The 23,839-nt window shown below is 70.6% G+C and carries 19 protein-coding genes, 1 tRNA gene, 1 pseudogene and 1 riboswitch; of the genes and pseudogenes, 12 read left to right on the top strand and 9 right to left on the bottom strand.

The annotated features are described in order from the left end of the window. The first annotated feature begins 13 nt into the window (after positions 1 to 13). Positions 14 to 1,810, top strand: a complete 1,797-nt coding sequence (gene pknB, locus ACFP2T_RS23815) for a Stk1 family PASTA domain-containing Ser/Thr kinase (protein ID WP_377425040.1) — start codon at positions 14 to 16, stop codon at positions 1,808 to 1,810. A gap of 82 nt (positions 1,811 to 1,892) precedes the next feature. On the opposite strand, the gene ACFP2T_RS23820 is transcribed toward pknB, so the two are convergent. Genes ACFP2T_RS23820 through ACFP2T_RS23835 form a run of 4 tightly spaced genes read right to left on the bottom strand, consistent with a single transcriptional unit; the run spans position 1,893 to position 5,408 of the window. After that, positions 1,893 to 2,543 (bottom strand): aminodeoxychorismate/anthranilate synthase component II, encoded by a 651-nt coding sequence (locus ACFP2T_RS23820; RefSeq protein ID WP_377425041.1) that lies wholly within the window; start codon positions 2,541 to 2,543, stop codon positions 1,893 to 1,895. Between the two features lie 5 nt (positions 2,544 to 2,548). After that, positions 2,549 to 2,845 carry a hypothetical protein gene (locus ACFP2T_RS23825; RefSeq protein ID WP_377425043.1) on the bottom strand — a complete coding sequence of 99 codons (297 nt, stop codon included), beginning with the start codon at positions 2,843 to 2,845 and terminating at the stop codon, positions 2,549 to 2,551. A 6-nt stretch (positions 2,846 to 2,851) separates the two neighbouring features. Beyond that, positions 2,852 to 4,594, bottom strand: a complete 1,743-nt coding sequence (locus ACFP2T_RS23830) for a class E sortase (protein ID WP_377425044.1) — start codon at positions 4,592 to 4,594, stop codon at positions 2,852 to 2,854. A gap of 4 nt (positions 4,595 to 4,598) precedes the next feature. Further along, complete coding sequence (locus tag ACFP2T_RS23835) at positions 4,599 to 5,408, bottom strand: DUF881 domain-containing protein (RefSeq protein ID WP_377425045.1); 810 nt, start codon at positions 5,406 to 5,408, stop codon at positions 4,599 to 4,601. 224 nt (positions 5,409 to 5,632) lie between these two features. Between ACFP2T_RS23835 and ACFP2T_RS23840 the strand changes: the two genes are divergently transcribed. From ACFP2T_RS23840 to ACFP2T_RS23855, 4 genes are all read left to right on the top strand, one after another. Then, positions 5,633 to 5,896: a cell division protein CrgA gene (locus tag ACFP2T_RS23840; protein WP_192766277.1), complete on the top strand. Its 264-nt coding sequence runs from the start codon at positions 5,633 to 5,635 to the stop codon at positions 5,894 to 5,896. 360 nt (positions 5,897 to 6,256) lie between these two features. Then, positions 6,257 to 8,461, top strand: coding sequence for a (Fe-S)-binding protein (locus tag ACFP2T_RS23845; RefSeq protein WP_377425226.1), 2,205 nt, complete (start codon positions 6,257 to 6,259; stop codon positions 8,459 to 8,461). Between the two features lie 111 nt (positions 8,462 to 8,572). After that, on the top strand, positions 8,573 to 9,790 hold the full coding sequence (locus ACFP2T_RS23850) for a sensor histidine kinase (RefSeq protein WP_377425047.1): 1,218 nt from the start codon (positions 8,573 to 8,575) through the stop codon (positions 9,788 to 9,790). Beyond that, a complete protein-coding gene (locus tag ACFP2T_RS23855) occupies positions 9,781 to 10,425 on the top strand; it encodes a response regulator (protein WP_377425048.1) in 645 nt (214 codons plus the stop codon). The genes ACFP2T_RS23850 and ACFP2T_RS23855 overlap by 10 nt, the downstream gene beginning before the upstream one ends. A 181-nt stretch (positions 10,426 to 10,606) precedes the next feature. On the opposite strand, the gene ACFP2T_RS23860 is transcribed toward ACFP2T_RS23855, so the two are convergent. Together ACFP2T_RS23860 and ACFP2T_RS23865 are read right to left on the bottom strand one after the other, a co-directional pair. Continuing rightward, complete coding sequence (locus ACFP2T_RS23860; RefSeq protein ID WP_377425049.1) at positions 10,607 to 12,346, bottom strand: cellulose binding domain-containing protein; 1,740 nt, start codon at positions 12,344 to 12,346, stop codon at positions 10,607 to 10,609. Positions 12,347 to 12,682: 336 nt separating this feature from the next. Continuing rightward, positions 12,683 to 13,351, bottom strand: a complete 669-nt coding sequence (locus ACFP2T_RS23865) for a DedA family protein (protein ID WP_377425051.1) — start codon at positions 13,349 to 13,351, stop codon at positions 12,683 to 12,685. Between the two features lie 252 nt (positions 13,352 to 13,603). On the opposite strand from ACFP2T_RS23865, the gene ACFP2T_RS23870 reads away from it, so the two are divergent. The 3 genes from ACFP2T_RS23870 (at position 13,604) to ACFP2T_RS23880 (ending at position 16,826) form a co-directional block, all read left to right on the top strand. After that, positions 13,604 to 14,338: a hypothetical protein gene (locus ACFP2T_RS23870; RefSeq protein ID WP_377425052.1), complete on the top strand. Its 735-nt coding sequence runs from the start codon at positions 13,604 to 13,606 to the stop codon at positions 14,336 to 14,338. 126 nt (positions 14,339 to 14,464) lie between these two features. Then, positions 14,465 to 15,790 carry a hemolysin family protein gene (locus ACFP2T_RS23875; protein WP_377425053.1) on the top strand — a complete coding sequence of 442 codons (1,326 nt, stop codon included), beginning with the start codon at positions 14,465 to 14,467 and terminating at the stop codon, positions 15,788 to 15,790. Next, a complete protein-coding gene (locus ACFP2T_RS23880; RefSeq protein WP_377425054.1) occupies positions 15,783 to 16,826 on the top strand; it encodes a hemolysin family protein in 1,044 nt (347 codons plus the stop codon). The genes ACFP2T_RS23875 and ACFP2T_RS23880 overlap by 8 nt, the downstream gene beginning before the upstream one ends. A 79-nt stretch (positions 16,827 to 16,905) precedes the next feature. On the opposite strand, the gene ACFP2T_RS23885 is transcribed toward ACFP2T_RS23880, so the two are convergent. After that, positions 16,906 to 18,906, bottom strand: coding sequence for an N-acetylmuramoyl-L-alanine amidase (locus ACFP2T_RS23885; protein ID WP_377425056.1), 2,001 nt, complete (start codon positions 18,904 to 18,906; stop codon positions 16,906 to 16,908). A gap of 287 nt (positions 18,907 to 19,193) precedes the next feature. Further along, positions 19,194 to 19,332, top strand: a riboswitch (cyclic di-AMP (ydaO/yuaA leader). An 84-nt stretch (positions 19,333 to 19,416) separates the two neighbouring features. On the opposite strand from ACFP2T_RS23885, the gene ACFP2T_RS23890 reads away from it, so the two are divergent. Next, the gene (locus tag ACFP2T_RS23890; RefSeq protein WP_377425058.1) at positions 19,417 to 20,382 is read left to right on the top strand and encodes a C40 family peptidase; all 966 of its coding nucleotides are present in this window, start codon (positions 19,417 to 19,419) and stop codon (positions 20,380 to 20,382) included. A gap of 146 nt (positions 20,383 to 20,528) precedes the next feature. Here the strand turns inward: ACFP2T_RS23890 and dcd are convergent, their stop codons facing one another. Further along, positions 20,529 to 21,107: a dCTP deaminase gene (gene dcd, locus ACFP2T_RS23895; RefSeq protein ID WP_377425060.1), complete on the bottom strand. Its 579-nt coding sequence runs from the start codon at positions 21,105 to 21,107 to the stop codon at positions 20,529 to 20,531. A gap of 98 nt (positions 21,108 to 21,205) precedes the next feature. Between dcd and ACFP2T_RS23900 the strand changes: the two genes are divergently transcribed. Beyond that, complete coding sequence (locus ACFP2T_RS23900; RefSeq protein ID WP_377425061.1) at positions 21,206 to 21,772, top strand: pyridoxamine 5'-phosphate oxidase family protein; 567 nt, start codon at positions 21,206 to 21,208, stop codon at positions 21,770 to 21,772. A gap of 12 nt (positions 21,773 to 21,784) precedes the next feature. Here the strand turns inward: ACFP2T_RS23900 and ACFP2T_RS23905 are convergent, their stop codons facing one another. Then, on the bottom strand, positions 21,785 to 22,762 hold the full coding sequence (locus tag ACFP2T_RS23905) for a zinc metalloprotease (protein WP_377425062.1): 978 nt from the start codon (positions 22,760 to 22,762) through the stop codon (positions 21,785 to 21,787). 214 nt (positions 22,763 to 22,976) lie between these two features. On the opposite strand from ACFP2T_RS23905, the gene ACFP2T_RS23910 reads away from it, so the two are divergent. Together ACFP2T_RS23910 and ACFP2T_RS23915 are read left to right on the top strand one after the other, a co-directional pair. Further along, positions 22,977 to 23,047, top strand: a tRNA-Gly gene (locus ACFP2T_RS23910). Positions 23,048 to 23,346: 299 nt separating this feature from the next. Further along, positions 23,347 to 23,820 (top strand): annotated as a pseudogene (locus tag ACFP2T_RS23915) (SigE family RNA polymerase sigma factor); the annotation flags it as partial. Positions 23,821 to 23,839 lie beyond the last annotated feature (19 nt).

Consider the following 23,839-nt stretch of genomic DNA (forward strand, 5'->3'; position numbering starts at 1 on the left):
GACGACTGACGAGATGACGGCGCAGGCCCGCCTGCTAGGTGGCAGGTATCAGGTCGGCGAGCTGCTCGGTTACGGCGGCATGGCCGAAGTGCACCGGGGGCGAGACCTCCGGCTCGGTCGTGATGTCGCGATTAAGATGCTTCGTACCGATCTGGCCCGAGATGACACGTTCCAAATGCGTTTCCGGCGCGAGGCACAGAACGCCGCCTCGCTGAACCATCCGGCGATCGTCGCCGTCTACGACACCGGCGAGGAGATCGCGCCGACCGGCGAGACGCTGCCGTTCATCGTGATGGAGTTCGTCAACGGACGGACCCTCAAGGAGGTGCTCGCGGCCGAGGGCCGGCTACAGCCTCGCCGGGCCCTGGAGATCACCGCAGACGTCTGCGCCGCCCTGGAGTTCAGCCACCGGCACGGCATCATCCACCGGGACATCAAGCCCGGCAACGTGATGATGACCCTCAACGGCCAGGTCAAGGTCATGGACTTCGGCATCGCCCGGGCGCTGGCCAGCGGGGCGACCACGATGACGCAGACCAGCGCGGTGATCGGTACCGCGCAGTACCTGTCGCCCGAGCAGGCACGGGGCGAGGCGGTCGACGCCCGCTCCGACGTGTACGCGGCCGGTTGCGTGCTGTTCGAACTGATCTGCGGGCATCCGCCGTTCGTCGGTGACAGCCCGGTCAGCGTCGCCTACCAGCACGTCCGGGAGGATCCGCCGGCGCCGAGCGACATCAACCGGGACGTCACGCCGCCGATCGACGCGATCGTGCTGAAGGCGCTGTCGAAGAACCCGCTCAACCGTTACCAGAGCGCCGGCGAGATGCGCGCCGACCTGCTCCGCGCGGCGGCTGGCCGCCCGGTCATGGCCACCCCGGTCATGCGCGAGGACGAGACGATGGCGATGTCGCAGACGGCGACCCGCCCGATGCAGGGCGGTAACCGACCGATGCCGCCGGCCCGGGTCGGCGACGCCCGGCGACGCCGGGCCTCGGCCTGGGTACTCGCCGCGCTGAGCGGCCTCGGCGTCCTCGCGGTGATCGCCCTGGTCGCCGCCCTGATGCTCAACAACGACGACGGCGGCAGCCAGGCCACCGTCGAGGTGCCGAACGTTGTCGGCAGCACCAGGCAGGTCGCCGAGGACACGCTGCGGCAGAGAGGCCTGACACCGGTTACCGGCAACCCGGACACCAGTGAGGACTGCACGATCGGGCAGGTCACCGGTCAGAGCCAGGCGTCGGGCAGCAAGGTCGAGCCGAACACCGAGGTCCAGATCGTGGTCTGCGCGGGACCGGGCAAGGTGAAGATTCCCGCCAACCTGGTCGGATCGAAGTTCGAGGCCGTCAAGGGCACGCTGGAGAACCTCGACCTCGTGGTCGTCAAAAAAGAGGTGAACAGCGCCGAGCCCAAGGACATCGTCACCAAGCTGGACCCGCCCTCGGGACGGGAGGTCGAGAAGGGCAGCACGGTCACCGTCGAGGTCTCCAGGGGCAACGTCGTCTCGGTGCCGAACGTCCTCGGCCGGTCCGAGGAGGACGCGCGGGAGATCCTGGACGAGGCGGGCTTCGACGTGAAGGTGGTCGAGGGCGAAGAGGTGCCCCGCGACCAGGCCGGCGAGGTGGAGTCCCAGAACCCCCGCCCCAACGAGAAGCGGCCGACCGGCACGGTCGTCACCATCACCGTCACCGTTCCCGAACAGGAGCCCAACAACCCGCCGCCGACCACGCCCACCCAGTCGACGTCACCCGGGGTCGGCGGTGGACTCTTTCCGCCGCTGAGTCCGCCGCCGAACCGGCCGCAGACGCGCTGAGCGAGCCGGCGCCGGCCGGCGCCGCGTTCGGCGGTGCCGGCCAGCCCGCCGGAGCGGCGCCAGCCCGCCGGAGCGGCCCGGATCAGACGGTGACGAAGGCCGAGCACCGCCGGGCGTCCACCTCGGCGGCCAGGGTGGGAGCACGGTCCAGCGCGGCTGGCAGGCCACAGGCGGCCAGCCAGTTCGCCAGCATCAGATGGCCGCCCTCGGTCAGCACCGACTCGGGGTGGAACTGCACGCCCTCGATCGGCAGGGTCCGGTGGCGCATCGCCATCACCACGCCCGACTCCGTCCAGCCGGTCACCTCGATCTCCGCCGGCAGGGTCTCCGGCAGCACCGCGAGCGAGTGGTAGCGGGTCGCGGTGAACGGATCCGGCAACCCGGCCAGCACGCCCTCGGCGCGGTGCCGGACCTCTGACGTCTTGCCGTGCAGTAGCTCGGGAGCCCGGGTGACGGTCGCGCCGAACGCGGCACCGATGGCCTGGTGGCCCAGGCAGACGCCGAGGATCGGCAGCTCGCCGCCGTACTCCCGGATCACGTCCAGACAGACGCCGGCCCGGTCGGGTGTGCCGGGGCCGGGCGACAGCAGCACCCCCGCGACGTCGAGCCGGCCCACCTCGGCGAGGTCGATCTCGTCGTTGCGGCGTACCTCGCACTCGGCACCGAGTTGACCGAGGTACTGCACGAGGTTGAAGACGAACGAGTCGTAGTTGTCGATCACGAGGACGCGCATCGGGCCTACCTGGTGGGGCTCGGGGGCGGAGTGTTGTTCTGTTCGGTGTCGTACGGCAGCTCGTGGCCGTCACCGGTCGGCTCCCCGGAGACGTCGGTACCTGGTTCGTCGCCCACCCCGGGTTCGCCGCCCGGGACCCCGGAGTCCTGGGTGACCTGGACGTCGTCGAACGGCAGCAGCGGCTCGGCCCAGGGGAACACGATGTACCAGAGCAGGGCAAGCACGCTCGCGGTGATCAGCAACGTCCCAACCAGCTTGCCCGGGAGCCCGAACGGCAACTTCCGCCAGATCCATCCGTACATCGCCGGTCAGCCGCCCAACTCGACCGGCTTGGGGGCGCCCGGCGTCTTCGGCTCGGTGCGGACCAGCTTCGCGTGCACGATCAACCGCTGGTAGTTGTCGAACTTGGGGTTACAGGTCGTCAGGGTCAGCATCGCGTCCTTGGCCTTGACCCCGGGCCTGCCCGGTACGGCAGCCACCACCTCGACCTGGCTCGGCCTGACGATCCGGGTCTGCGAGACCTGGTAGACGTACCAGGTGGTCTTCGACTCGACCACGATCGGGTCGCCGTCGTCGAGTTCGTCCAGTCGCCAGAACGTGGCCCGGTTCCGGTGGCCGGCCACCGAGAAGTTCCCGACCTGCCCGGGCAGCGCGCTCTCCGGGTAGTGGCCCGGCGCGTACCGGATGTCCTTCTGGGTGACCCCCTCCACCACGATCCAGTGCTTGTCCAGCTTCGGGATGTAGAGCCCGGCGATCGGCTTTCCCCGTACCGGCTTCTCGGGTTTCGGAGTGGCGGTGGGGGTCGGACCGACGGTCGGGTCGGGATCCTCCCACTGCTGGGCCAGTTGCTGGGTCAGGTCGTCCTGGTGCGCGTTGACGATGGTGGACTTGCCCCAGACCTCGTACGCGGCGAAGAGCAGCACCACCAGCCCGAAGGTGATCAGCACCTCTCCCGTGGCCCGGATGCCGGTGCGGATCCGGGAGCCGATCGACGGTCGGGTCAGCTCGGAGTAGACGCTCTTGTAGCCCTCGCCGGTCTGCTCCGGCCGGAGCCGGATGACCCGCTCACCGCGTCGGGGGCGCTGTTCGGCCTCGGCCGCCGAATCGCCGTCCGGCTCGTCGCCGCCGGGAGGTGGCGGCGGGATGGCCCCGATGAGGGCCGTCGCCTCGATGTCGTCCCGGCGTGGCGTACCCGGTCCGGGCACGTGCGGAACGCTCGTGGTGGCGCCGTTGTCGCCGCTTCCCCGCCGGTTGGAGACGGTGGGGATCAGGGCGGTGGTCCCGGGATCCGGATTCGGGACCTTCGGGATGAGCGCGGTCGGACTGTCGTTCCGGTCGATTCCCCCGGGACGCTCGGCCATACCGGCCGCGCCGGGACGCTCGGCAATACCGGCCGCGTCGGGGCCGGGCGGACGTATCCGGCCGGTCGGAACGGGGGCGGGCGGGACCGGCCCCGGTGCCGTACCGCCGAGACCGGCCATGGAAGCGGCCACCGGTCCGGGGCCGGCCGGCGGGGCCTCCCGGCGTTCCCGGGCGGTGGCCGGGGTCAGTTCCCAGCGATCCGGTCCGACCGTGGGGGTCGGTTCCCTGCGGTCCGGACCAGCGGTCGACGGGGCCGTCCAGCGGCCCGGGGCGGCCTGCGGCTCCCAGTGCTCGGGTCCGGTCGGCGGTGGAACCGGGCGCCGCTGGTGTCCGTCGAGGCCGTCCTGGGGCCGTGGTTCGGGTGCGGACGGCACCGGGCGGCCCGCTGGCTGGGGGGTCGTCCTGCGGCTCCGGTCGCCGGTGGGAAGTGCGACGGTGTCGTCGTTGCCTCGTCCGACTTCCGGCTCCCGCGGCTCCCGAGGAGGACTCGGCGGCGGTACGACGTGGTCGACGGTGATCCGGAGCCGCCGGCCGGACGGTTCGGCGGGGCCGGGCGGGGCTGGTCGCTCCGGCCGGTCCGTAGGGGACGGCTCGCCGGCCTCTCCCGGGCGGGGAATGAACATCGTCGGGTCGTCGCCGTCGGGCGCGCGGTGCCGACCGTTGCGGGCGGAGTTCGGGTCGCCGGTCACTGGATCACCCCGGAACCTTCGCGGACCGCAGTCCGCCGGGGCCGTCGTACGCCGGCACGGTCACGGTGGGCTCCACTGTCTCGCGATATCCGAGTTGGTAGTGCGCAACGGCGTCCTTGAACGCCCGGACCCCTTCGGATGCGGCGAGTGCCCGCGTGAGCGCGGCCGGATCGCCGATGGCGGTGATCTGGAAGGGTGGTGAATACACCCTGCCGTGCAGGAGCAGCGTGTTCCCCACGCAGCGTACCGCGCTGGTGGAGAGGATGCGGACATTCATGATTGTCATGGCCTCGGCCCCTCCGGCCCAGAGCGCGTTGACCACGGCCTGCACGTCGCCCTGGTGCACCACGAGATCGTCGTTGCTGGCGTCGGCCGGCTGGCTGCCGTCGCCGAGCCGTGGTGCGTCGTTGAGTTCCACACTGATCCCAGGACCGGTCAGCGCGGTGAAGCCGGCCGCCTGCCGACTGCCCGCGGCGCGGTCCCGTTGCGCCGCGACCCTGCCGTCGGAGCCGCCGAGCGCCTCGGTCTGGCTTTCCACGTCGTCCCGGAGGGCGGCGGCCCGTTCCTGGCCCGTGGCGACCTGATCTCGACGGTCCTCGATGAGCTGAGCGATTTCCGGGCGTCGATCCTCGCGCAGCGAGGTCCCACCCGCCGTTGTCGCCGAGGTGGTGAAGAGCACCCCCGCGGCGAGGGCGATCAGCGGTACGCCTATCGACCAACCGGGTTTGCGCTGGGTGGACCGCCGGGGGAGCAGCCCTGCGGCCGCTCGCCGGAGCACCTTCTGCCAGGAGGCGGCGCCGGATGTGTACTCCATCGAGCCCTTCCCTCCGGGTCATGCCAATATGCTAAGTATGTCCTGATCGCGGGAATTCTTGGAGCGATCGGGACGTTCACCCTTCCGTACCCGCGTGACCGGGTCCGTGGCTTGAACGGGTCATCGCGACTACGCTAGCTGTCGAACATTATTGGCCATGGACCGTCGCCCTTGCGTCCGGTTGTCAGGCCGGACGAGGATCACCACCCCCTCAGGAGAGCGCCGTGCCCAAGTCTCAGGTCCGCAAGAAGAAGGTGTACACGCCACCGACCGACGTCCGACCGACGTCGACCGCGGCGACGCGTAAGCCTAGCCCGGTCTGGTTGCCGGCCACCGCAGTCGCGTTGATCGTTTTCGGCATCGGCTGGCTGGTCGTCTTCTACCTGTCCGACATGCAGTACCCGGTCGCCACCTGGCGTTACTGGAACCTCGCCATCGGCTTCGGTGCGATGGTCGGATCGCTCGGGTTGCTCTCCCGCTGGCGCTGACCTCGAGTTCGGACTCCCGTCGCGACGCCGGCCCGGCGTCGCACATCCGCCGGAACGCCGTCCTCCCCGGCGGACGACACCCGCCGCCGGCCGGTCGCGGGTCGATCCCGCGACGGACGTTCCTCGGCCTCCCGGCGGGTGAGATGGCGTGCTTCGCTCCGGTCGGCGCCGCCTGGTCGGCCGGCGGTGCCGCCCGACGGCCTAGGGTGTCCGCAGGGCGGCGGCGGCCGCTGCGAGGACCGTCACGTTACCAACGAGTAACCTCGCCGCGTAGGCTGCACACATCGCCGCCGCCGGTCGATGGACCGACCGCCCGGCAGCGGACGGATCAGGCAGCAGCAGGACCGGGAGGCCAAGCGCATGGACAGCGTCCAGATCGTCACCACGGTCCTCGCCGCCGGCATCACCGCGGTAGCGGTATGGCTGGCGACGCGCGCGGTGCTGCGGATGACGGCGGTGATCCGGCAGGGTCAACCCGACCCGGAGCGGTTCGCCGACAAGGGCGTCCGGGCCAGGAACATGCTGGTCGAGACCGTCGGCCACACCAGGATGCTGCGCTGGGGCGTGGTGGGCGCCGCGCACTGGTTCGTCATGGTGGCCTTCGTCGTCCTCTCGCTGCTGGTGCTGGAGGCGTACTTCGAGGTCGTCAGCCCGACCGGCGGGCTTCCGGTGCTCGGGCACTGGGTCGGTTACGGCCTGGTCACCGAGGTGATCGGGGTCCTCGGGGTGGTCGGCATCCTGGTGCTGATCGCCATCCGGCTGGCCAACCGCCCCGGTAACCCGGAGCGGCGGTCGCGGTTCACCGGTTCGACGATGTGGCAGGGCTACTTCGTCGAAGCCGTGGTGCTCGCCGTACTGGTCTGCGGATTCCTGATCCGGGGCTTCAAGGTCGCCACGGACCACTTCGAGTTTCCCTTCTGGGCCACCCCGGTCAGCCACGCCATCGGCAGCCTGCTGCCGGACGCGGCGGCGGGCGTCAGCGTCACCGCCGCAGTGAAGATCGCCATTTCGATGACCTGGGTGATCGTCATCGCGCTGAACGTGACGATGGGGGTGGCCTGGCACAGGTTCGCCGCGTTCTTCAACATCTTCTTCAAGCGCAACCCCGACCGGCCGGCGTCCGGTCTCGGCGCACTGCGTCCGATGATGAGCGGGGGCAAGCCGCTCGACTTCGAGGAGGCGGACCCCGAGTCCGACCAGTTCGGGGTGGCCCAGGTCGAGCAGTTCACCTGGAAGGGGCTGCTGGACTTCACCACCTGCACCGAGTGCGGACGCTGCCAGTCGCAGTGCCCGGCCTGGAACACCGGCAAGCCGCTGTCGCCGAAACTGCTGGTGCTGTCGCTGCGCGACCACGCGTACGCCAAGGCGCCGTACCTGCTGGCCGGTGGCGGCAAGGACCTGTCCGGCGAGGAGAAGGCGACCGCCGCGCAACTCGCGCACCTGGACGTACTCGCGCTGGCCGAGGCGAACCGGCCGCTGATCGGCGGCGCGGAGGAACTCGGAATCATCGATCCGGACGTGCTCTGGTCCTGCACCACCTGCGGGGCCTGCGTCGAGCAGTGCCCGGTGGACATCGAGCACGTCGACCACATCGTCGACATGCGTCGCTACCAGGTGCTGATCGAGTCGAGCTTCCCGTCCGAGGCCGGCGTGATGCTGCGCAACCTGGAGAACAAGGGCAACCCGTGGGGCGCGCCGCCGAACACCCGGGAGGACTGGACCAAGGGGCTGGACTTCGAGGTGCCCCGGGTCGGCGAGGTCGACGACTTCGAGTACCTCTTCTGGGTCGGCTGCGCCGGGGCGTTCGAGGACCGGGCCAAGAAGACCAGCCGGGCGGTGGCCACCCTGCTGCACGAGGCCGGGGTCGACTTCGCCATCCTCGGCGAGGGCGAGACCTGCACCGGTGACCCGGCCCGCCGGATCGGCAACGAGTTCATCTTCCAGATGCTCGCGCAGCAGAACGTGGAGACGCTGAACGAGGCGTTCGGCGACCGCGAGCCGGCGAAGCGCAAGATCGTCGCCACCTGTCCGCACTGCTTCAACACCCTCGGCAACGAGTACGGGCAGCTCGGCGGGCATTTCGAGGTCGTACACCACACCCAGTTGCTGGCCCAGCTGGTCTCGGCCGGCCGGCTCACCCCGGTCCAGCCCGTGGAGGGCTCGCTCACGTACCACGACCCGTGCTACCTGGGTCGGCACAACCGGGTCTTCACGCCGCCACGCGAGGTCCTCGGAGCGGCGGCGGCCGACGGGGTGACCGAGATGCCGCGTAACCAGGAGCGGTCGTTCTGCTGCGGTGCGGGCGGCGCCCGGATGTGGATGGAGGAGCGGATCGGCAAGCGGATCAACGTCGACCGTGTGGAGGAGGCCATCTCCACCGGTGCCCGGACCATCGCGGTCGGCTGCCCGTTCTGCTCCACCATGCTGGGCGACGGGGTCACCGGCAAGGGCGCCGGCGAGCAGGTCGAGGTGATCGACGTCGCCACGGTGCTGCTCCGCTCGATCCAGCCACCGGCCGCCCCCGAGCAGTCGGACGTCGCGCTTCCCGCCGAGACGAACAGCTGACCGTCCCCGGCCGCACCCGCCAATAGGATCGGCACCAGCTTCGGAGCTTCCCCAGGCTGGGAGCCTCCCCAGGCTCGGAGCTGTGGAAAACCACACGGGTAGCCTCCAGAGGTGTCAGCACTTCCAGATGACCTGACCGGGCAGGGCGCGACGCGGTCCCGGCCCGCCGTCGGATCGGCCGCGCCCGGCCTGGCCCGGCGCTGGCTGCGGTTCGCCGTCGGGATCCTGCTCGGCGCGGTGACCGCGACCGTGGAGCTGACCTACCTGCTGGCCCTGGGGTCGGCACTGCTGGTGGTCCGGGTCAGGCCCGGAACCCGGCGCGCGGCCGTCGGGCGGATCGTCGAGCGGGTCGAGACCGGCGCCCGACACCTGGCCGAGATCGAACGGTGGCGCCTCGCCACGTTCCTGGACAGCGAGAACGCGGCCGACTACAGCGGTCGCCGGGCCGTGCGGTACCTCGCCCTGCGCTGGGCGGTCGGGATGCTCGGCGGCTTCGTCCTGCTGCTCTTCGGTTGGGGCGTGCTCTCCGGCGGAGTCTGGGTCTGGGAGGCGTTGCAGGGCGAGAGCAGCCTGCCGACCTTCCTCGGCCAGCTCGTACTCGGGCTGGTCGGACTCTTCCTCGTGGTCCAGGGCGCCGCGGGCATCGTGACGGTGGACCGTTGGCTGGCCCGGCGCTTCCTCGGGCCGGACGGGCGCGAGGTGTTGCAGCGTCGGATCACCGAGCTGGCCACCAGCCGGGCCGGGGTGGTGGCGGCGGTCGACGCGGAACGCCGGCGGATCGAACGCGACCTGCACGACGGCGTACAGCAGCGGCTGGTCGCCCTGGGCATGCTGGTCGGTCGGGCCCGGCGCAGCAGCGACCCCGCGAAGGCGGCGGAGCTACTGCGTCAGGCGCACGAGGAGTCCGGGCGGGCCCTCGACGACCTGCGTGAGGTGGCCTGGCGGGTCTATCCGACCGCGCTGGACAACCTGGGGCTGGCCGACGCGCTGGACCGGGTCGCGGAGCGGGCCGGGCTGCCGGTCCAGATCGACTACCGGCTGACCGGGCGGCCGTCGCGGGCGGTCGAGACCGCCGCGTACTTCGTGATCTCCGAGGCGGTGACCAACGCCGCCAAGCACGCCCGAGCCAGCCGGGTCGAGGTCGAGGTCGCCGCCCGGGAGGGGCGACTCGTCGTCACGGTCCGCGACGACGGCATCGGCGGCGCCGATCCGACCGGCGGCGGACTGTCGGGGCTGGCGCGCCGGGTCGCCGCCCAGGATGGCCGGCTCCGGGTGGAGAGTCCACCGGACGGGCCGACCAGCGTCGTCGCGGAGCTGCCATGCGAGTGATGCTGGCTGAGGACTCGATCCTGCTCCGGGAGGGCCTGATCCGGCTGCTCGTCGAGGAGGGCCACCAGGTCACGGCTGCGGTCGGCGACGCGGCCCTGCTGCTGGCGGCCGTCGAGGCGGATCCGCCGGACGCGGTGGTCGCCGACGTACGGATGCCGCCGACCCACACCGACGAGGGACTGCGCGCCGCGTTGGAGATCCGCCGCCGCTGGCCCGCCGTCGGGGTCCTGGTGCTTTCCCAGTACGTCGAGAAGCGTTACGCCGTGGAGTTGCTGACCAGCCAGAGTGCTGGCGTCGGGTACCTGTTGAAGGACCGGGTGGCCCAGGTCGGCGAGTTCCTCGACGCGCTCGCCCGGGTGGGTGACGGCGGAGCCGCCTTCGACCCGGAGGTGGTACGCCAACTCCTGGCCCGGACCAGCCACACCGACCCGCTGAGCCGGCTGACCGCCCGGGAGCGGGCCGTACTCGACCACATGGCGCAGGGCCACACCAACGCCACCATCGCGGCACACCTGCACGTCTCGCAGAGCGCCGTCGAGAAGCACGTGAACGCGATCTTCGACAAGCTCGACCTGGCGCACGTCACCGGCTACAGCCGCCGCGTCCTCGCCGTCCTGCGCTACCTCGGCGGCTGAGGTGTAAGGAAGGGCCCCCGCTTATCGTTTTCTGTAGAAGAAGGGCCCCCTCCTAACATGTTTGGAACCGACAGCGTCGCTGGCGGGTGCATGCGGCCGGGCGGGCGGAAGGCTCGGCCGGGGCAGCCCGGCCGAGCGCTTCGCTACTCTTCTGAAGGACCCCTTTCCTGCTGGTCAGGCGTCAGTTTGGGGCGTGCACCCCGTTCGCGGAGTAGTCCCTGGTGGCGCCACGGACGTACATCTGGCCGCTCTGGTTGCCGGAGAAGTACTGCTGGATGGAGCCGGCGAACGGCGTGGCCGAGGCGTTGCGGCCGTACACGTCGGTGTAGACCGTCGTCGAGCCGCTGTTCTGCACCGAGAAGGTGCCCGGCCTGAACTCCCGCAGGGTGCCCTTGAACGGCGAGCGCGGGTCGTCCCAGGCGAGATTCTGCCCGGCCTGCCGGGCCTGGTTGCAGTAGTCACCACCCGCGAGGTTCGTGTAGCACAGGTCCACGATCCGGCCCAGCCGGTTCGGCTGGGTCGGGTCGTAGTAGCGCGACGGGTTGACCACGTAGAACAGCGGCGCGAGGCGGAAGTTCAGCCCGGATCCGGTTATCTGGAAGTCGGAGAACCAGAAGTCGTCCATGTCCGACACCGTGAACGGCACCGGGTTGGGGTAGAGCGGGTCGTTGTGGGTACGCCCTTCCCGGATCGCCTGCACGCAGCCCGGCTCGGTGATCAGCCGGCCCAGCGACCGGGTCTCCGACGGCGAGTCCGCCGGCACCGGGGGCGCGACGTTGATGAACTGGCCACCGAAGCCGGGGCATTCGCTGGGGCTGAATCCCCCGGCCCGCCCGAGCGGGATCAGCGCGCTGAACCGGGCCTCGGTGACCTGGCCGCCGTTGCTCGCGGCGCAGCGCTGGTTGAAGAGCAACTCGTGGATGTTGTTGGTGAAGGCGTCCGGCGAGTGGGTGCCCTGGTGGAACTTGAGCAGCACGTCGCAGACGGCGATCGTGGTGCCCTGCGGCGGGAAGAAGCTGGTGCCGTTGTCACCCTGGATCACGTTGACGTTGTTGACCGTGAGGACCTTGTGCCCGACGTGGTCCTCGTGCCGGTGGCTGCTCTCGGGCATGCTGCTCATCATCACTTCGCTGGTGTAGCCGAAGGCCGGCCAGTTGACCGTGCCGAACAGGTCGGACGGTCGGGGGTCGTCACCGTGCTCGTGGCCGAAGTTGCAACCGCTGGCGTCCCGGTTCGGGTGCCAGGTCGGGTAGACCTTGCCGTCCGGGCCGTACGTCCAGTACCGCGCGTGGATCTCGACCGAGCACTCGCCGGACCGCGGCAGGTAGCCCTTCTCGTTGGCGGTGGCGATGAGGTCGTACGCCCGGCTGGTGGGTGCGCCCGCCGGCGGCAGCGCGGTGCCCCAGGTGGGGTTGCCGGGCGGGTTGCCGGTCGGTGGCGTCGTCGGCGGGGTGGTCGGTGGCGGGGTGTTGGTCGGCGGGGTGGTCGGGTTGCCGCCGGGCGTACCCGTGCAGGCGGTGCCGTTCACGGCGAAGTCGGTCGGCTCGGGGTTGCTGCCGGTCCAGGTGCCGTTGAAGCCGAACGAGGTACTCGCCCCGGTGCCGAGGCTGCCGTTGTACCCGGCGTTTCGGGCCGTGATCTGGCTGCCGCTCTGCGTCACGGTGGCGTTCCATGCCTGGCTCACCCGCTGGCCGGCGGCGTAGCTCCAGGTGACCGTCCAGGAGCTGATCGGGTCGCCGAGGTTGGTGACGGAGACCGCTCCGGTGAAGCCACCAGACCACTGCGAGGCGACCGAGTAGGTGACGGTGCAGCCCGCGGCGGCCTGCGCGGCGGTGGCGGTGACGACCGCTCCGCCGGCCGCGACCAGGGCGGCGACGGTCGCGGCTGAGCACAGCCGGGACCGGTAACGATGGAAGCGCATCTGTTGATCCTCCAGTCGAGGGTGGTGGATCGACGGGAACGTGCCCCCTCGGGGCGGGCGACCAACCCGGACGGCACGTCCGGAAGGATGGGAGCGGTACCATCGATAGACTTTCATCTATATTATGCACCGCACCAGTGGTGTCAACGCCGGCCCTTACACCCCGGCGACCGCCGTTGACCTGCGGCGATCACCCCACAGCGGCAGAATCGGTGCCGGCCATCTCGCCGGCACCGGTGCCGGCGAAAACCGGCGTCCCGGCTCGCCGCGACCACCCGCACCTGGTGCACCGGCAAGGGCCCGTTCCGGACAGGTTTACCTGCCGTGCCGACTGCATTACCTGCGGTGCCGGCTGCGTGCCGGATCGCGCCGGGTCAGCCGGGCAACCACGAACCAACCGACGGCCACCACGACCACGACGATGACGACCTTCTGGAGCAGGCCGGCGTACTCCTCGACGCGCTGCCAGTTCTCGCCGAGCAGGTATCCGGCCAGTACGAAGACCGTGTTCCAGATCAGGCTGCCGAGGGCGGTGCAGACCAGGAAGGTTCGCAGGGGCATCCGCTCGATGCCCGCCGGGATGGAGATCAGACTGCGGAAGATCGGGATCATCCGACCGAGGAACACGGTCTTGGCGCCGTGCCGGACGAACCACGCCTCGGTACGGTCCACGTCAGCCAGCTTGATCAGCGGAATCCTGGCGGCGAGCGCCCGAGTACGGTCCCGGCCGAGCAGCGCGCCGAGATAGTAGAGCGCGAGGGCGCCGACCACCGAGCCGAGTGTGGTCCAGAAGATCGCCGACCAGAGGCTCATCTCGCCCTGGCTCGAGGCGAAGCCGGCCAGCGGCAGGATGATCTCGCTGGGCAGTGGCGGGAAGAGGTTCTCCAGGGCAACCGCCAATCCCGCTCCCGGGGCGCCCAGGCTGTCCATCAGGTCGGTCGCCCACTCGGCGATTCCGGTCAGCGGCGTGGGCTCGGCGGCGAGCGGATCCGTAGCAGTGATCATGATTCCGACGCTAACCGCCGACGGCTGGGTAAACCCTGAGGAGCGGCGCCGGACCGCCTGCCGCGCTCCACAGTCACGGACTGCGGTGAACCACACACGCCGTTTGCCCGTATCTTGCTGATGTTGGGCGGGCTGACGATCGCCGATGGGTCGGCGTCGGCCGAGGTCGGTCGGAGTCGCGATCGCACTGATCGCACCGATCATCGATCGCATCGATCGAGTTCCACGAGACCGCGAGGAGGCGGACGGCGCGTGGTGGAGGATGCACCGACGGGGACGGCTGCGGAGTCGACCGGACGGCACCGGGCCGGTCGGTCGGCCGGGGTGACCGGGGCGGCGGATCGGCGGGCCCGGTCCGGCCGGGGACTGCGGCTGACGGCCATCCTGGGACTCGGCGTCGGGCTGCTGGTCCTCGCCATCCCGGCCGGGGCGACCGTGCTGCGACCGTACCTCTGGGGTGGTGAGTCCGGACCGGAGGTCGCGGTGCCCGTCGCGGTCGCCAGCCGGCCGCCGACACCTCCGCCGACGGAGGCGGTCGGGCCGACGCCGAGCGCTACGCCGGAGGTCTCCCCGTCCCCGACGACGTCGCCGCTGCCGCCGCGCGCGACGAACGCCCCGGGGCCGACGCCGTCGGCCCCGACCGTCCCGACCAGGACAGCGGTGCCAGGTGCCACCCCGACGCAGGGCCCCGGCGGTACGTCGAGACCGCCGGCCGCCCAACTGCCACCCCCGCCGCCGGAGCCGGTGCTGCTCGGTCCCGACGGTCGGGACGAACTGGCACAGATGATGGACCGGTACTGCGATCGGCACGTCGGCGGTGCGAGCTGGGCGGACTCGCGCGGGGACGGCCGGTGGGAGTGCGAGCGACTGCTGCTGTCGTCCCGCATCGTCGACATGGACACCGCCTGCCGGGACACCTACGGCGACGACGCGTTCGCCCGCAACGACACCGGCGACGCCTTCGACTGGCGCTGCTTCCGGCGCTGAGCCGCCGATCGGCGGGGGCCCACCCCGGCCGGGGCGCTCGATGGCTGGTCGGGCCGGTACTGTGCTCGATTATCCCGGGCGGGACGCAACCACGGTCGAGGTGAACCGAACATCGACGCCCTACTGTTGACCACACTGCTGCCACTGGCCGGGTTCCTGCTGCTGACCGGAGGCAACGCGTTCTTCGTCGCGGCCGAGTTCGCGCTGGTCACCGTCGACCGGGCGGAACTGGACCGGCGTGCGGCCGAAGGCGACCGCCGAGCCGGCACGGTACGCAAGGCATTGCGCGAGCTGTCCTTCCAGCTCTCCGGTGCCCAGCTCGGAATCACCATCACCGCCCTGCTCACCGGCTATCTCGCCGAACCGGCGCTGGCGAAGCTCTTCACGCCGGTGCTCCGGCCGGTCGCCGGGGACGCGACCGGGCGGATCACCCCGTTGCTGGCGCTGGCGCTGGCCACCCTGCTCTCGATGCTCTTCGGCGAGCTGGTGCCGAAGAATGCCGCACTGGCCCGGCCGATGCCGGTCGCGCTGGCCACCGCCGCGCCGATGCGGGCCTTCTCCCGGGTGTGCGGCTGGTTGATCCGGGCCCTGAACAACTCGGCGAACTGGCTGGTCCGCCGGCTCGGGGTGGAGCCGCAGGAGGAACTGGCCAGCGCCCGGTCGCCGGAGGAACTGGGCCTGCTGGCGGCGATCTCCGCCCAGGCCGGTGCCCTGCCCCGGGAGACCGCGATGCTGCTGCAACGCACGATCCGGTTCGGCGACAAGCGGGCTGCCGAGGCGATGACTCCCCGGGTCGACGTGGTCGCACTCCGGGCCGGCGCCTCGGTCGCCGAACTGCTGGCGCTCGCGCAGCAGACCGGGCGTACCCGGTTTCCCGTCTACGAAGACACCCTCGACCTGGTGACCGGGGTGGCCGGGGTGTCCGACGCGCTGGGCGTACCGCCGAAGGACCGGACCGGGACGACGGTGGCCTCGGTGGCCCGGGAGCCGGTGTACGTGCCGGAGAGCCTCGACCTCGACGGCGTCCTCGCCGCCCTCCGCGCCGCCGGCGCCGACCTGGCCATCGTGGTGGACGAGTACGGCGGCACGGACGGGGTGGTGACCGTCGAGGACCTGGTGGAGGAGCTGGTCGGGGAGATCGCCGACGAGTTCGACCCCGACGCGATGCACGAGAGCCCGGGTGAGCTGACGGCGCCGGGCGGGGACCGGACGGTGCTGGTCGACGGGGTGCTACGCGAGGACGAACTGGCCGAACAGGTCGGCTTCCGGCTCCCCGAGGGGCCGTACGAGACCCTGGCCGGGTTCCTGCTGGCCCGGCTCGGGCATATTCCGGTGGCCGGCGAGACCGTGCGGGAGCAGGGCTTCGAGTTCACCGTGGTCGAAGTGGACCGGCACCGGATCGAGCAGGTCCGGGTGGTCCGCCCGGAGGAGCCCGGCGATCACCGTGACTAACCTGCTGATCACCGTCGGACTGCTGCTCGGCAACGCCTTCTTCGTGGGCAGCGAGTTCGCGCTGATCGCGTCGCGGCGTACCGTGATCGAGCCGTTGGCGGCCGGATCCAAGCGGGCCCGGATGGCGCTCTCGGCGATGAACCAGATCCCGTTGATGATCGCGGGTGCCCAGCTCGGCATCACCATCTGCTCGCTCGGGCTGGGCGCGATCGCCGAGCCGGCGTTGGCGCACCTGCTGGAGGGCCCGATCCACGCGCTGGGGCTGCCGGACCGCGCGGTGCACCCGGTCGCCTTCGTGCTCGCGCTGGGTCTCGTCGTGTTCCTGCACACGGTGATCGGCGAGATGGTGCCGAAGAACATCACCCTGGCCGGTCCGGAGCCGTCCGCGCTCTGGCTGGGCCCGGCGATGCTGGCGTTCTGCGTGGCGACCAAGCCGTTGCTGCTGGCGATGAAGTGGGCCTCCGCGCGGATCCTGCGGCTGTGGCGGATCGAGGCGACCGACGCGGTGAAGACGGTGTTCACCGCCGAGGAACTGGCCGGGCTGGTTTCGCAGGCGCGTACCGAGGGCCTGCTCGGTTCGGAGGAGCATGCCCGGATCACCGGCGCGCTCGCCATGCACCGCCGTACCGCCGGGGACGCGCTGCGGCCCTGGGCGACGGTGACCACCGTCGCCGAGGACGTCTCACCGGCCTCGCTGGAGGTACTGGCCACCCGGACCGGCCGGTCCCGGTTCCCGGTGGTCCAGCGGTCCACCCGCCGGGTGCTGGGCTTCGTGCACGTCAAGGACATCCTGGGGTACGAGGGTGCCGCGCGCCGGGCGCCGGTGCCGGCCGACCTGGTCCGTCCGCTGGCCGTGGTGCCGCCGGATCGCACCCTTGCCGACCTGCTGCTCGCGATGCGCCGGGAGCGCCGGCACATGGTGCTGGTGAGCGACGGGCGGGTGCCGATGGGTGTCGTCACGCTCGACGACGTGCTGACCGCCGTCGTCGGTGCCGCCGAGCCCACCGCCGCCGGTCAGCAGCCCGCACCGGCCTGAGCCCCGGCCGGGTGCCGCGCCTCTCCGGTACGCGTCGGGGCCCGCCGCGTGGCGGGCCCCGACGCGTCGACCGGTCGGATCAGCCTGGTGCGCCGATCGGGGAGAGGAGCAGCCCTACGTCGTCGGCGTTGACGTACATGATCCGGTGTCCGAACTGGATCTGGACGTACCGGGTGTCGCCGCGGATCACCGTCCAGTCCCCGGGCGACGAACCGTCGAACGTGGTGGCCCGGTAGTACTCGCTGGGCAGCAGGTTGCCGACGGCGTACCGCTGCCCGGCGGAGAGGGTGTACTGCAACGGCGTGACCGTCTGGTAGGGCACGCCGGCCGGGTAGGCGGCGGCCTCCGGGTACGCCCTGCCGTACACCGGGATCGTCGCCCGGCCCGGCTTCGGCGTCGCGACCAGTCCGATCGACCACTTCGCGGTCGGGTTCCCGGCCGGATTGTGGAACCAGGCCTTCTGGCCGAGATACCAGATCGCGGTCCAGTCGCCCTGCCGGTCCGCGACGGCGTACGTCTGCCCCGCCGACGCCCGCGCCCCGTGGTCGGAGATGTGCATCGTGTTCGGGGTGCCGTCGGGGCGCAGTGCGATGTCGTTCACCAGCGGCGCGTCGGCGGCCGGAGCGCTGCGCAGGATCACCGACGAGGAGCCGCGCGCCGGGCACGGTACGCCGGCCGTGTCGCAGCCGGTGAAGGCCGGCCGGTTGGTGGCGAAGTCCGGGTCGATGGTGACCAGTCCGGTGCGGGAGGTGCCGGTGCTCCAGAACGGGGCCCGGAGCAGGTCGAAGTAGTGCGACCAGTCCCAGTACGGCCCGGGGTCCCAGTGCATGCCCCGGACGTTCGCCGGCAGGATTCCGGGCACGTTGTCGTGGCCGATGATGTGCTGGCGGTCCAGCGGGATGTCGTACCGGTCGGCGAGGTAGCGCACCAGCTTGGCCGAGGTGCGGTACATCGCCTCGGTGTACCAGGTGCCCTGCGCGGCGTAGCCCTCGTGCTCGAGCCCGATCGCCTTGGCGTTGACGTACCAGTTGCCGGCGTGCCAGGCGACGTCCTTGGCCTTCACGTGCTGCGCGATGTGCCCGTCCGCCGAGCGCAACGTGTACTGCCAGCTCACGTAGGTGGGATCCTGCACCAGGCGCAGCGTGGTGTCGTAGCTCCCCTCGGTGTCGTGGATGACGATGTACTCGATCTTCTGCCGTCCCGGCCGGTCGGACAGGTCGTGGTTGCCGTAGTCACCGGCACCGAACGCCTGGTACGGCGCGGGGATCCATTCGCAGGAGATGTCGCGCGGGCACTCCAACCCGTCCGGCCGGGCGGGTTTGCGCAGGCCGAGCCGGTCCAGCCAGGCTCGGGCCGGTACGAGTCCGGGGTGCGCGGCCAGGATGATCCGATGGCCGTCGTCGGTGGTCCGGGCCGCACCCTCGGTGATGGTCCGGAAGACCTCGTCGGCGAAGGTCCGCGCGGCGTCCGCACTGTCGCTGCCGGCGTACCGGGCCACCGCGCCGTACCAGGCCGCGGGGTCGCTGGTCCGGCCGGTCGGTCCGGCCAGCGCCTTCTGGTACGACGCGAGCAGCGCCGCCCCGCCCCGAATGTTCACCGCCGGTTCGGTCCGCAGTGCCCGCTCGTCGACCCCGGTCAGCGCGGCGGCGGCGTCGAGGGTCTGCGCACCCGGTGCCGGTGCCGCGCTGTCCCCTCCGGTGGTGGTTCCCTCGTCCGTGACGCTCGGGTGCAACGGTGCGGCGGGCCGGGCGCTGTCGCCACGCCGGTCCTCGCCGTGTTCGTGGGGCGGTCCGGCCAGCCCGTCGAGATAGGCGAAGTCGGTGAGGTGCATCGGGCCGTACCCGCCGCTGGTGCTCGGCGTGCCGGCGTTGGTGTCCCAACGAGATTCCAGATAGGAGACGCCGAGCAGAACGCTTTCCGGTACGCCGAATTCGCTCGCCGCGGCCGCGTACTCCTGTTGCCGGCCGTCGGTCGCCGGAGCCGCCGCCGGCGCGGGGCCGGACGGCACCAGCGCGACGGCGCCGACCACGGCGGTACCGAGCGCGATTCTCCTGCTCAACGGCATTGTCGTCCGAGGCATCGAACCTCCATTCGCCGGGGGTGGGCTTGATGATCACCCTCCACCCGGGACCGGCGTCCGTCAATAGCTGCCGGCCTCACTCATCACGATGTAGGAAATCTTCACCTATTTCAGAGGGCGTTCGGACGCTTGTTCGCTCAGTTTCGGACGCTTGTTCGCTCGCACCCTCAGCGAGCATCCCGATACGTAACGAATCGACTCGGATCACGGGTTGCGTTTGAATAACAGGCTTCTCTAATGTTGGGGACCGTCGGAGACGACGGCAGGCCGCCCAACCGGGCGGCGACGTCTCTACACCGCCGAATCGTCGAATATCAGCGAACCGGGGACCCGGGCACCATGGGGTGAATCCGCGTCAGCGGTAGGGCGAATCTCTTCCCGCCCGAACCCGTCAGCTAACCCGGTAGGCGGGCTACGGAAGAAGGAGTACGGACCCCGGTGGCTCCCCTTGCCCCGCGGTCGCAGTCCCTCCGGTCGGTAACGACCGGTGCCGGGACGGCGACACCGCCTTTGCGAAGGTCCATTCTCGTCGCCGCATTCGCCGTGCTGGCCAGCGTCGCCGTGCTGTTCGTGGGCACCACGCCGGCCCTCGCCGAACCCTCGGTGGCCGAGATCGAGAAGCAGATCGACACGGCCTGGCGCAAGCTCGAACCGATCGTCGAGAAGCACAACGCCACCCGGCAGGACCTGACCGCGAAGAAGGCCCAGGCCAAGACGCTCCGGAACAAGATCGCCCCACTCCAGACGCAGATCGACGCCGCGATGGACCGGGTGAGCGAGTTCGCCGTGGAGGCGTACAAGGGCGACAAGGCCTCGTCGATCAACGCCCTACTGACCAACAAGTCGCCGGCCGCACTCGTCGGCCAGCTCTCGGTACTCGACCAGTTCGCCCGCCAGCAGCAGCGCGACGTGCAGGCGGTGATCGACCTCAGGGACAAGTACGACGCCCAGAAGCGCCCGCTCGACACCCTGGTCAGCCAGCTCACCAAGACCGAGGCCGAACTGGCCAAGAAGAAGAAGGAAATCGACGCCGAGGTCGACCGGCTACAGAAGCTGCGGATCCAGGCGTACGGCAACGGTTCCGCCGGTCCGCTCGCCCCGGCACCCTGCCCGGCCACCTACCCCGGTGGCAACGCCGGCAAGGCGGTCAAGTTCGCCTGCCAGCAGATCGGCAAGCCGTACGTGTGGGGTGCCGAAGGCCCCAACTCGTACGACTGCTCCGGCCTGACCCTGGCCGCCTGGGCCAAGGGCGGCGTGTCGTTGCCGCACAACGCCCGCGCGCAGCGTGGGAAGGTCAAGTCGGTCAGCCGCTCCGAGCTCCGACCCGGTGACCTGGTCTTCTACTACGCCGACCTCAGCCACGTCGGGATGTACGTCGGAGGTGGTTGGATCGTGCACGCTTCCCGGGCCGGCGAGCCGGTCAAGATGAAGCGGATGGACGACGGCGAAATCCACAGCTTCGGCAGACCCGGCTGATCCAGTCCGTCGGTCGACCGGAAGCCGAACCCGGAAGACCGCACAGCACGTCGAGAGGCCCCCGTCGCAGTCGCGGCGGGGGCCTCTCGTATCGGTAGTACCCGGTAGTACCGCGGGCGGTGCGCAGCGCGGCGGTTCGGGTCAGCTCAGCGGGTGGGCCAGGTGTGCCAGTTCTGCCACGAGCGGCTCGGGGTCGGCCCGCGCTGCCCCTGGTAGCGCGAGCCGTAGACGGCCGAGCCGTACGGGTGCGCGGACGGCGACGAGAGCCGGAAGATGCAGAGCTGGCCGATCTTCATCCCGGGCCACAACCTGATCGGCAGGTTGGCGACGTTGGACAGCTCCAGGGTGACGTGGCCGGAGAACCCGGGGTCGATGAAGCCCGCGGTCGAGTGGGTGAGCAGGCCGAGCCGCCCCAGACTGGATTTGCCTTCCAGCCGGCCGGCGAGCTGGTCGCCGAGCGAGATCACCTCGAGTGTCGACGCGAGCACGAACTCGCCGGGGTGCAGCACGAAGGGCTCGCCGTCCGGCACGTCGACCAGCGAGGTCAGTTCGTCCTGCTGGATCGCCGGGTCGATGTGGGTGTAGAGATGGTTGTTGAAGACTCGGAACAGGCGATCCAGGCGTACGTCGATGCTCGACGGTTGCACCAACGCGGGCTCGAAGGGCTCCAGCGCCAGGGTGCCCGCCTTGATCTCGATCACTAGGTCGTGGTCGGAGAGCAGCACCGTGCCACCTTAGCGACTTCCCCGATCGGGCTCGGCCGCGACCTGCCGAGGAGTGGGCCGGGGTAGGTGATCGAACATATGTTCGATAGAATGTCCTCATGGCATCCTGGTCCGAATTCGCCTCCGACGAGCCCGGTCTCGCCGACGCGATCCGTGTCCTCATCCAGCAGTACGGGCCGGGTCTCGGCTACCTGGCAACGGTGCGTGCCGACGGTGGGCCGCGCGTGCATCCGGTCTCCCCGGTCATCACCGACGAGGGGATGTTCTGCTTCGTGGTCGACTCGCCCAAGCGTCGCGATCTCGAACGGGACGGTCGCTACGCGCTGCACTCGTTTCCGCCGGAGGACAGTGACGACGAGGCGTACGTGGCCGGTCGCGCCCGGCCGGTGACCGATCAGGCCCGGGTGGACCAACTCGCCGGCAACCTGAGGGCCGCGCCCCAGGTCGACTGGCGGCTGTTCGAGTTCACGGTCGACGTGGCGATGCTGTCCCGGCACGGCAGCAACGGAGCCACCCCGCTGGCCGGGGACCGGTCCGAACGCCCGGCGGTGCAGGTCTGGCTGGACCCGGCCGGCGCCACGACCGGCCCCAGGGCCGGCATCGGCCCGAAGCGGAGGGCCCATCGACGCCGGGCCGTCGTCGAGGAGCCGGTGCCGACGCCCTGACCGGAGGCGCCCCTACGACTCGCGCAGCGCCTTCCACGCCTTCAGCATCCGGAACGCCTGCCCATAGGTGAACTGGCTCATGCATGCGTCGACCGAGTAGTCCATGAAGTTGTGGATCGGATCGGAGCCGGGCCTGGTGGGGCAACTGTCCCGTCCCACCGGGCAGCCGAAGCCCGGCACCGCCTCCGCTGGCGTGTCGAACACCTGGTCGCCCCGGCCGGCGCAGCCCTCCTGGAAGGTGTGGTAGAGATTCAGCCAGTGGCCGATCTCGTGGGTGGCCGTGTCGCCCGCGTTGTACGGCGTCGCCGTACCGCCCGGCAGCGACTCGGAGAGCACGACCACACCGTCCTGCCGGTCGAACCTCCGCTCCGGAAAGGTCGCCCAGCCGAGCAGGTCCTGGTCCAACAGCCCGGTGTAGAGGTTGAGGGTTTTCTTCCCGCCCACCCGGAGTGCCTGCTTCATCTGTGCCTCCGCCGGGCTGTCCACCACGATCGGGTACCAGGCCGGTTTGACCACCCGGTTCACCTTCTTGAGCCTGAACTCGAAGGGCGTCCAGGCGCCGCCGGTACGGCCGCCGAAGGAGTCGTTCAGCACCTTGATCTGCGTGTCGATCAGTGCCTGTGGGATGCTGCCGCCGGCCCGGGTCCGGTCCTTCGAGATGACGTGGAAGACGACGTCGATGGTTATCGGGACCTTGCCGGGCAGGCCGAGCGGCGCGACACCCACCCGCTGGGCGTACGCGGCATCGACGAGGCGGTCCCGTTCGGCCGCCTCGGTCGCGGTCAGCTCGTTCGGTTCGACTCCGTGCGGCGTACCGGGTCTGGCTTTGGCGGTCGGGTGGTCGTCGGTCGACTCGACGCAGCCCGGCTCGGCGTCGCCGGCCGGGAGCGCCGACGCCGCGACCGCCGGGCTGGACCCGAGCAGCAGTACGAGTGGAAGGCTCGCCATGCCGACCCAGCGCGACGACCGTCGAATGTTGTGTAACGCCATTGCCTCACCCTTTGCCTCCGGAAAGTGGCGCTATGAACACGTAGTGCCACTGTTACAGGTGGGGCGGACGTTACCTTGCGTGGTGGCCTTTGCAAATGACGCGCGGCGGTGTGGTGCTCGGGGATTGCGACGACGCGAAGGCGCAGTCGAGCCACGGCCGGAGGGGGCGGGTGAGTGCACGAGCGGACCCGACCAGGTACAGTGGGGTCCGCTCGCGGGTGTAGTTCAATGGCAGAACATCAGCTTCCCAAGCTGACAGTGAGGGTTCGATTCCCTTCACCCGCTCAGACCCGAAGGCCCTGGTCAGGACGCGAGTCCCAGCCAGGGCCTTCGTGCTTTCCCTAGCCGGCGATCATGCGACGGGCCATCCACGGGCCTCTAGCGGCGCCGGGCCGGCATGCTGGACCGTACCGTCGTCCGGGTCGCCGCCCTGCCGCTTGTCTGTCTTCTTCGGCTCGCCGGCCTTCTTCGACGTGCCAGCCGACTTCCGGACTTGCGGATATTTCCTCGATCCAGTGCAACCGCGGGGTCGCTCTGCTGCGTGAGTGGGAGGAGCAGCAGCCACCAACGAGAGTGAGGTCGGCGTGACAGACGACGACTACCGGGCGTTCTACGCATCGGCGTTCGCGCGGTTGGTCGGTCAGGTGTACCTGCTGACCGGCGACTTTGCTGAGGCGCAGGACGCCGTCCAAGAAGCGTTTGTCCGAGCTTGGAGCAGACGCCGTCGGTTCGCCGACGGGGACGCGCCGGAGGCGTGGATCAGAACCGTCGCCCACCGGGTCGCAGTCAGCCGTTGGCGCTCGACACGGTCCGGGTTGGCGGCGTGGCGGCGCCGCGGGCTGGCTCCACACGTGCCTGCGCCCGGCGTGGAGACTCCGCTGATCGTGGCGGCCCTGCAACGTCTGCCCGAGGAGCAGCGGCGCGCAATCGTGCTGTACCACCTGTGCGATCGGTCCGTCGATCAGGTCGCCGTCGAGACGGGAGTGCCGTCCGGAACGGTCAAGGCCCGGCTGTCGCGCGGGCGGACCGCTCTGCGACAGATCCTCGAAGAGGCGGACGATTCGCGTCCGTGGGGCC

The sequence above is a fragment of the Plantactinospora solaniradicis genome (assembly GCF_042658085.1).
Lineage (GTDB): Bacteria > Actinomycetota > Actinomycetes > Mycobacteriales > Micromonosporaceae > Plantactinospora > Plantactinospora solaniradicis.

What these genes read in the sequence shown, in the direction of transcription:
- pknB (WP_377425040.1), top strand. Translation starts at nt 14, where the DNA reads ATGACGGCGCAGGCCCGCCTGCTAGGTGGCAGGTATCAGGTCGGCGAG.
- ACFP2T_RS23820 (WP_377425041.1), bottom strand. Translation starts at nt 2,543, where the DNA reads ATGCGCGTCCTCGTGATCGACAACTACGACTCGTTCGTCTTCAACCTC.
- ACFP2T_RS23825 (WP_377425043.1), bottom strand. Translation starts at nt 2,845, where the DNA reads ATGTACGGATGGATCTGGCGGAAGTTGCCGTTCGGGCTCCCGGGCAAG.
- ACFP2T_RS23835 (WP_377425045.1), bottom strand. Translation starts at nt 5,408, where the DNA reads ATGGAGTACACATCCGGCGCCGCCTCCTGGCAGAAGGTGCTCCGGCGA.
- ACFP2T_RS23845 (WP_377425226.1), top strand. Translation starts at nt 6,257, where the DNA reads ATGGACAGCGTCCAGATCGTCACCACGGTCCTCGCCGCCGGCATCACC.
- ACFP2T_RS23855 (WP_377425048.1), top strand. Translation starts at nt 9,781, where the DNA reads ATGCGAGTGATGCTGGCTGAGGACTCGATCCTGCTCCGGGAGGGCCTG.
- ACFP2T_RS23860 (WP_377425049.1), bottom strand. Translation starts at nt 12,346, where the DNA reads ATGCGCTTCCATCGTTACCGGTCCCGGCTGTGCTCAGCCGCGACCGTC.
- ACFP2T_RS23865 (WP_377425051.1), bottom strand. Translation starts at nt 13,351, where the DNA reads ATGATCACTGCTACGGATCCGCTCGCCGCCGAGCCCACGCCGCTGACC.
- ACFP2T_RS23885 (WP_377425056.1), bottom strand. Translation starts at nt 18,906, where the DNA reads ATGCCTCGGACGACAATGCCGTTGAGCAGGAGAATCGCGCTCGGTACC.
- ACFP2T_RS23900 (WP_377425061.1), top strand. Translation starts at nt 21,206, where the DNA reads ATGGCATCCTGGTCCGAATTCGCCTCCGACGAGCCCGGTCTCGCCGAC.
- ACFP2T_RS23905 (WP_377425062.1), bottom strand. Translation starts at nt 22,762, where the DNA reads ATGGCGTTACACAACATTCGACGGTCGTCGCGCTGGGTCGGCATGGCG.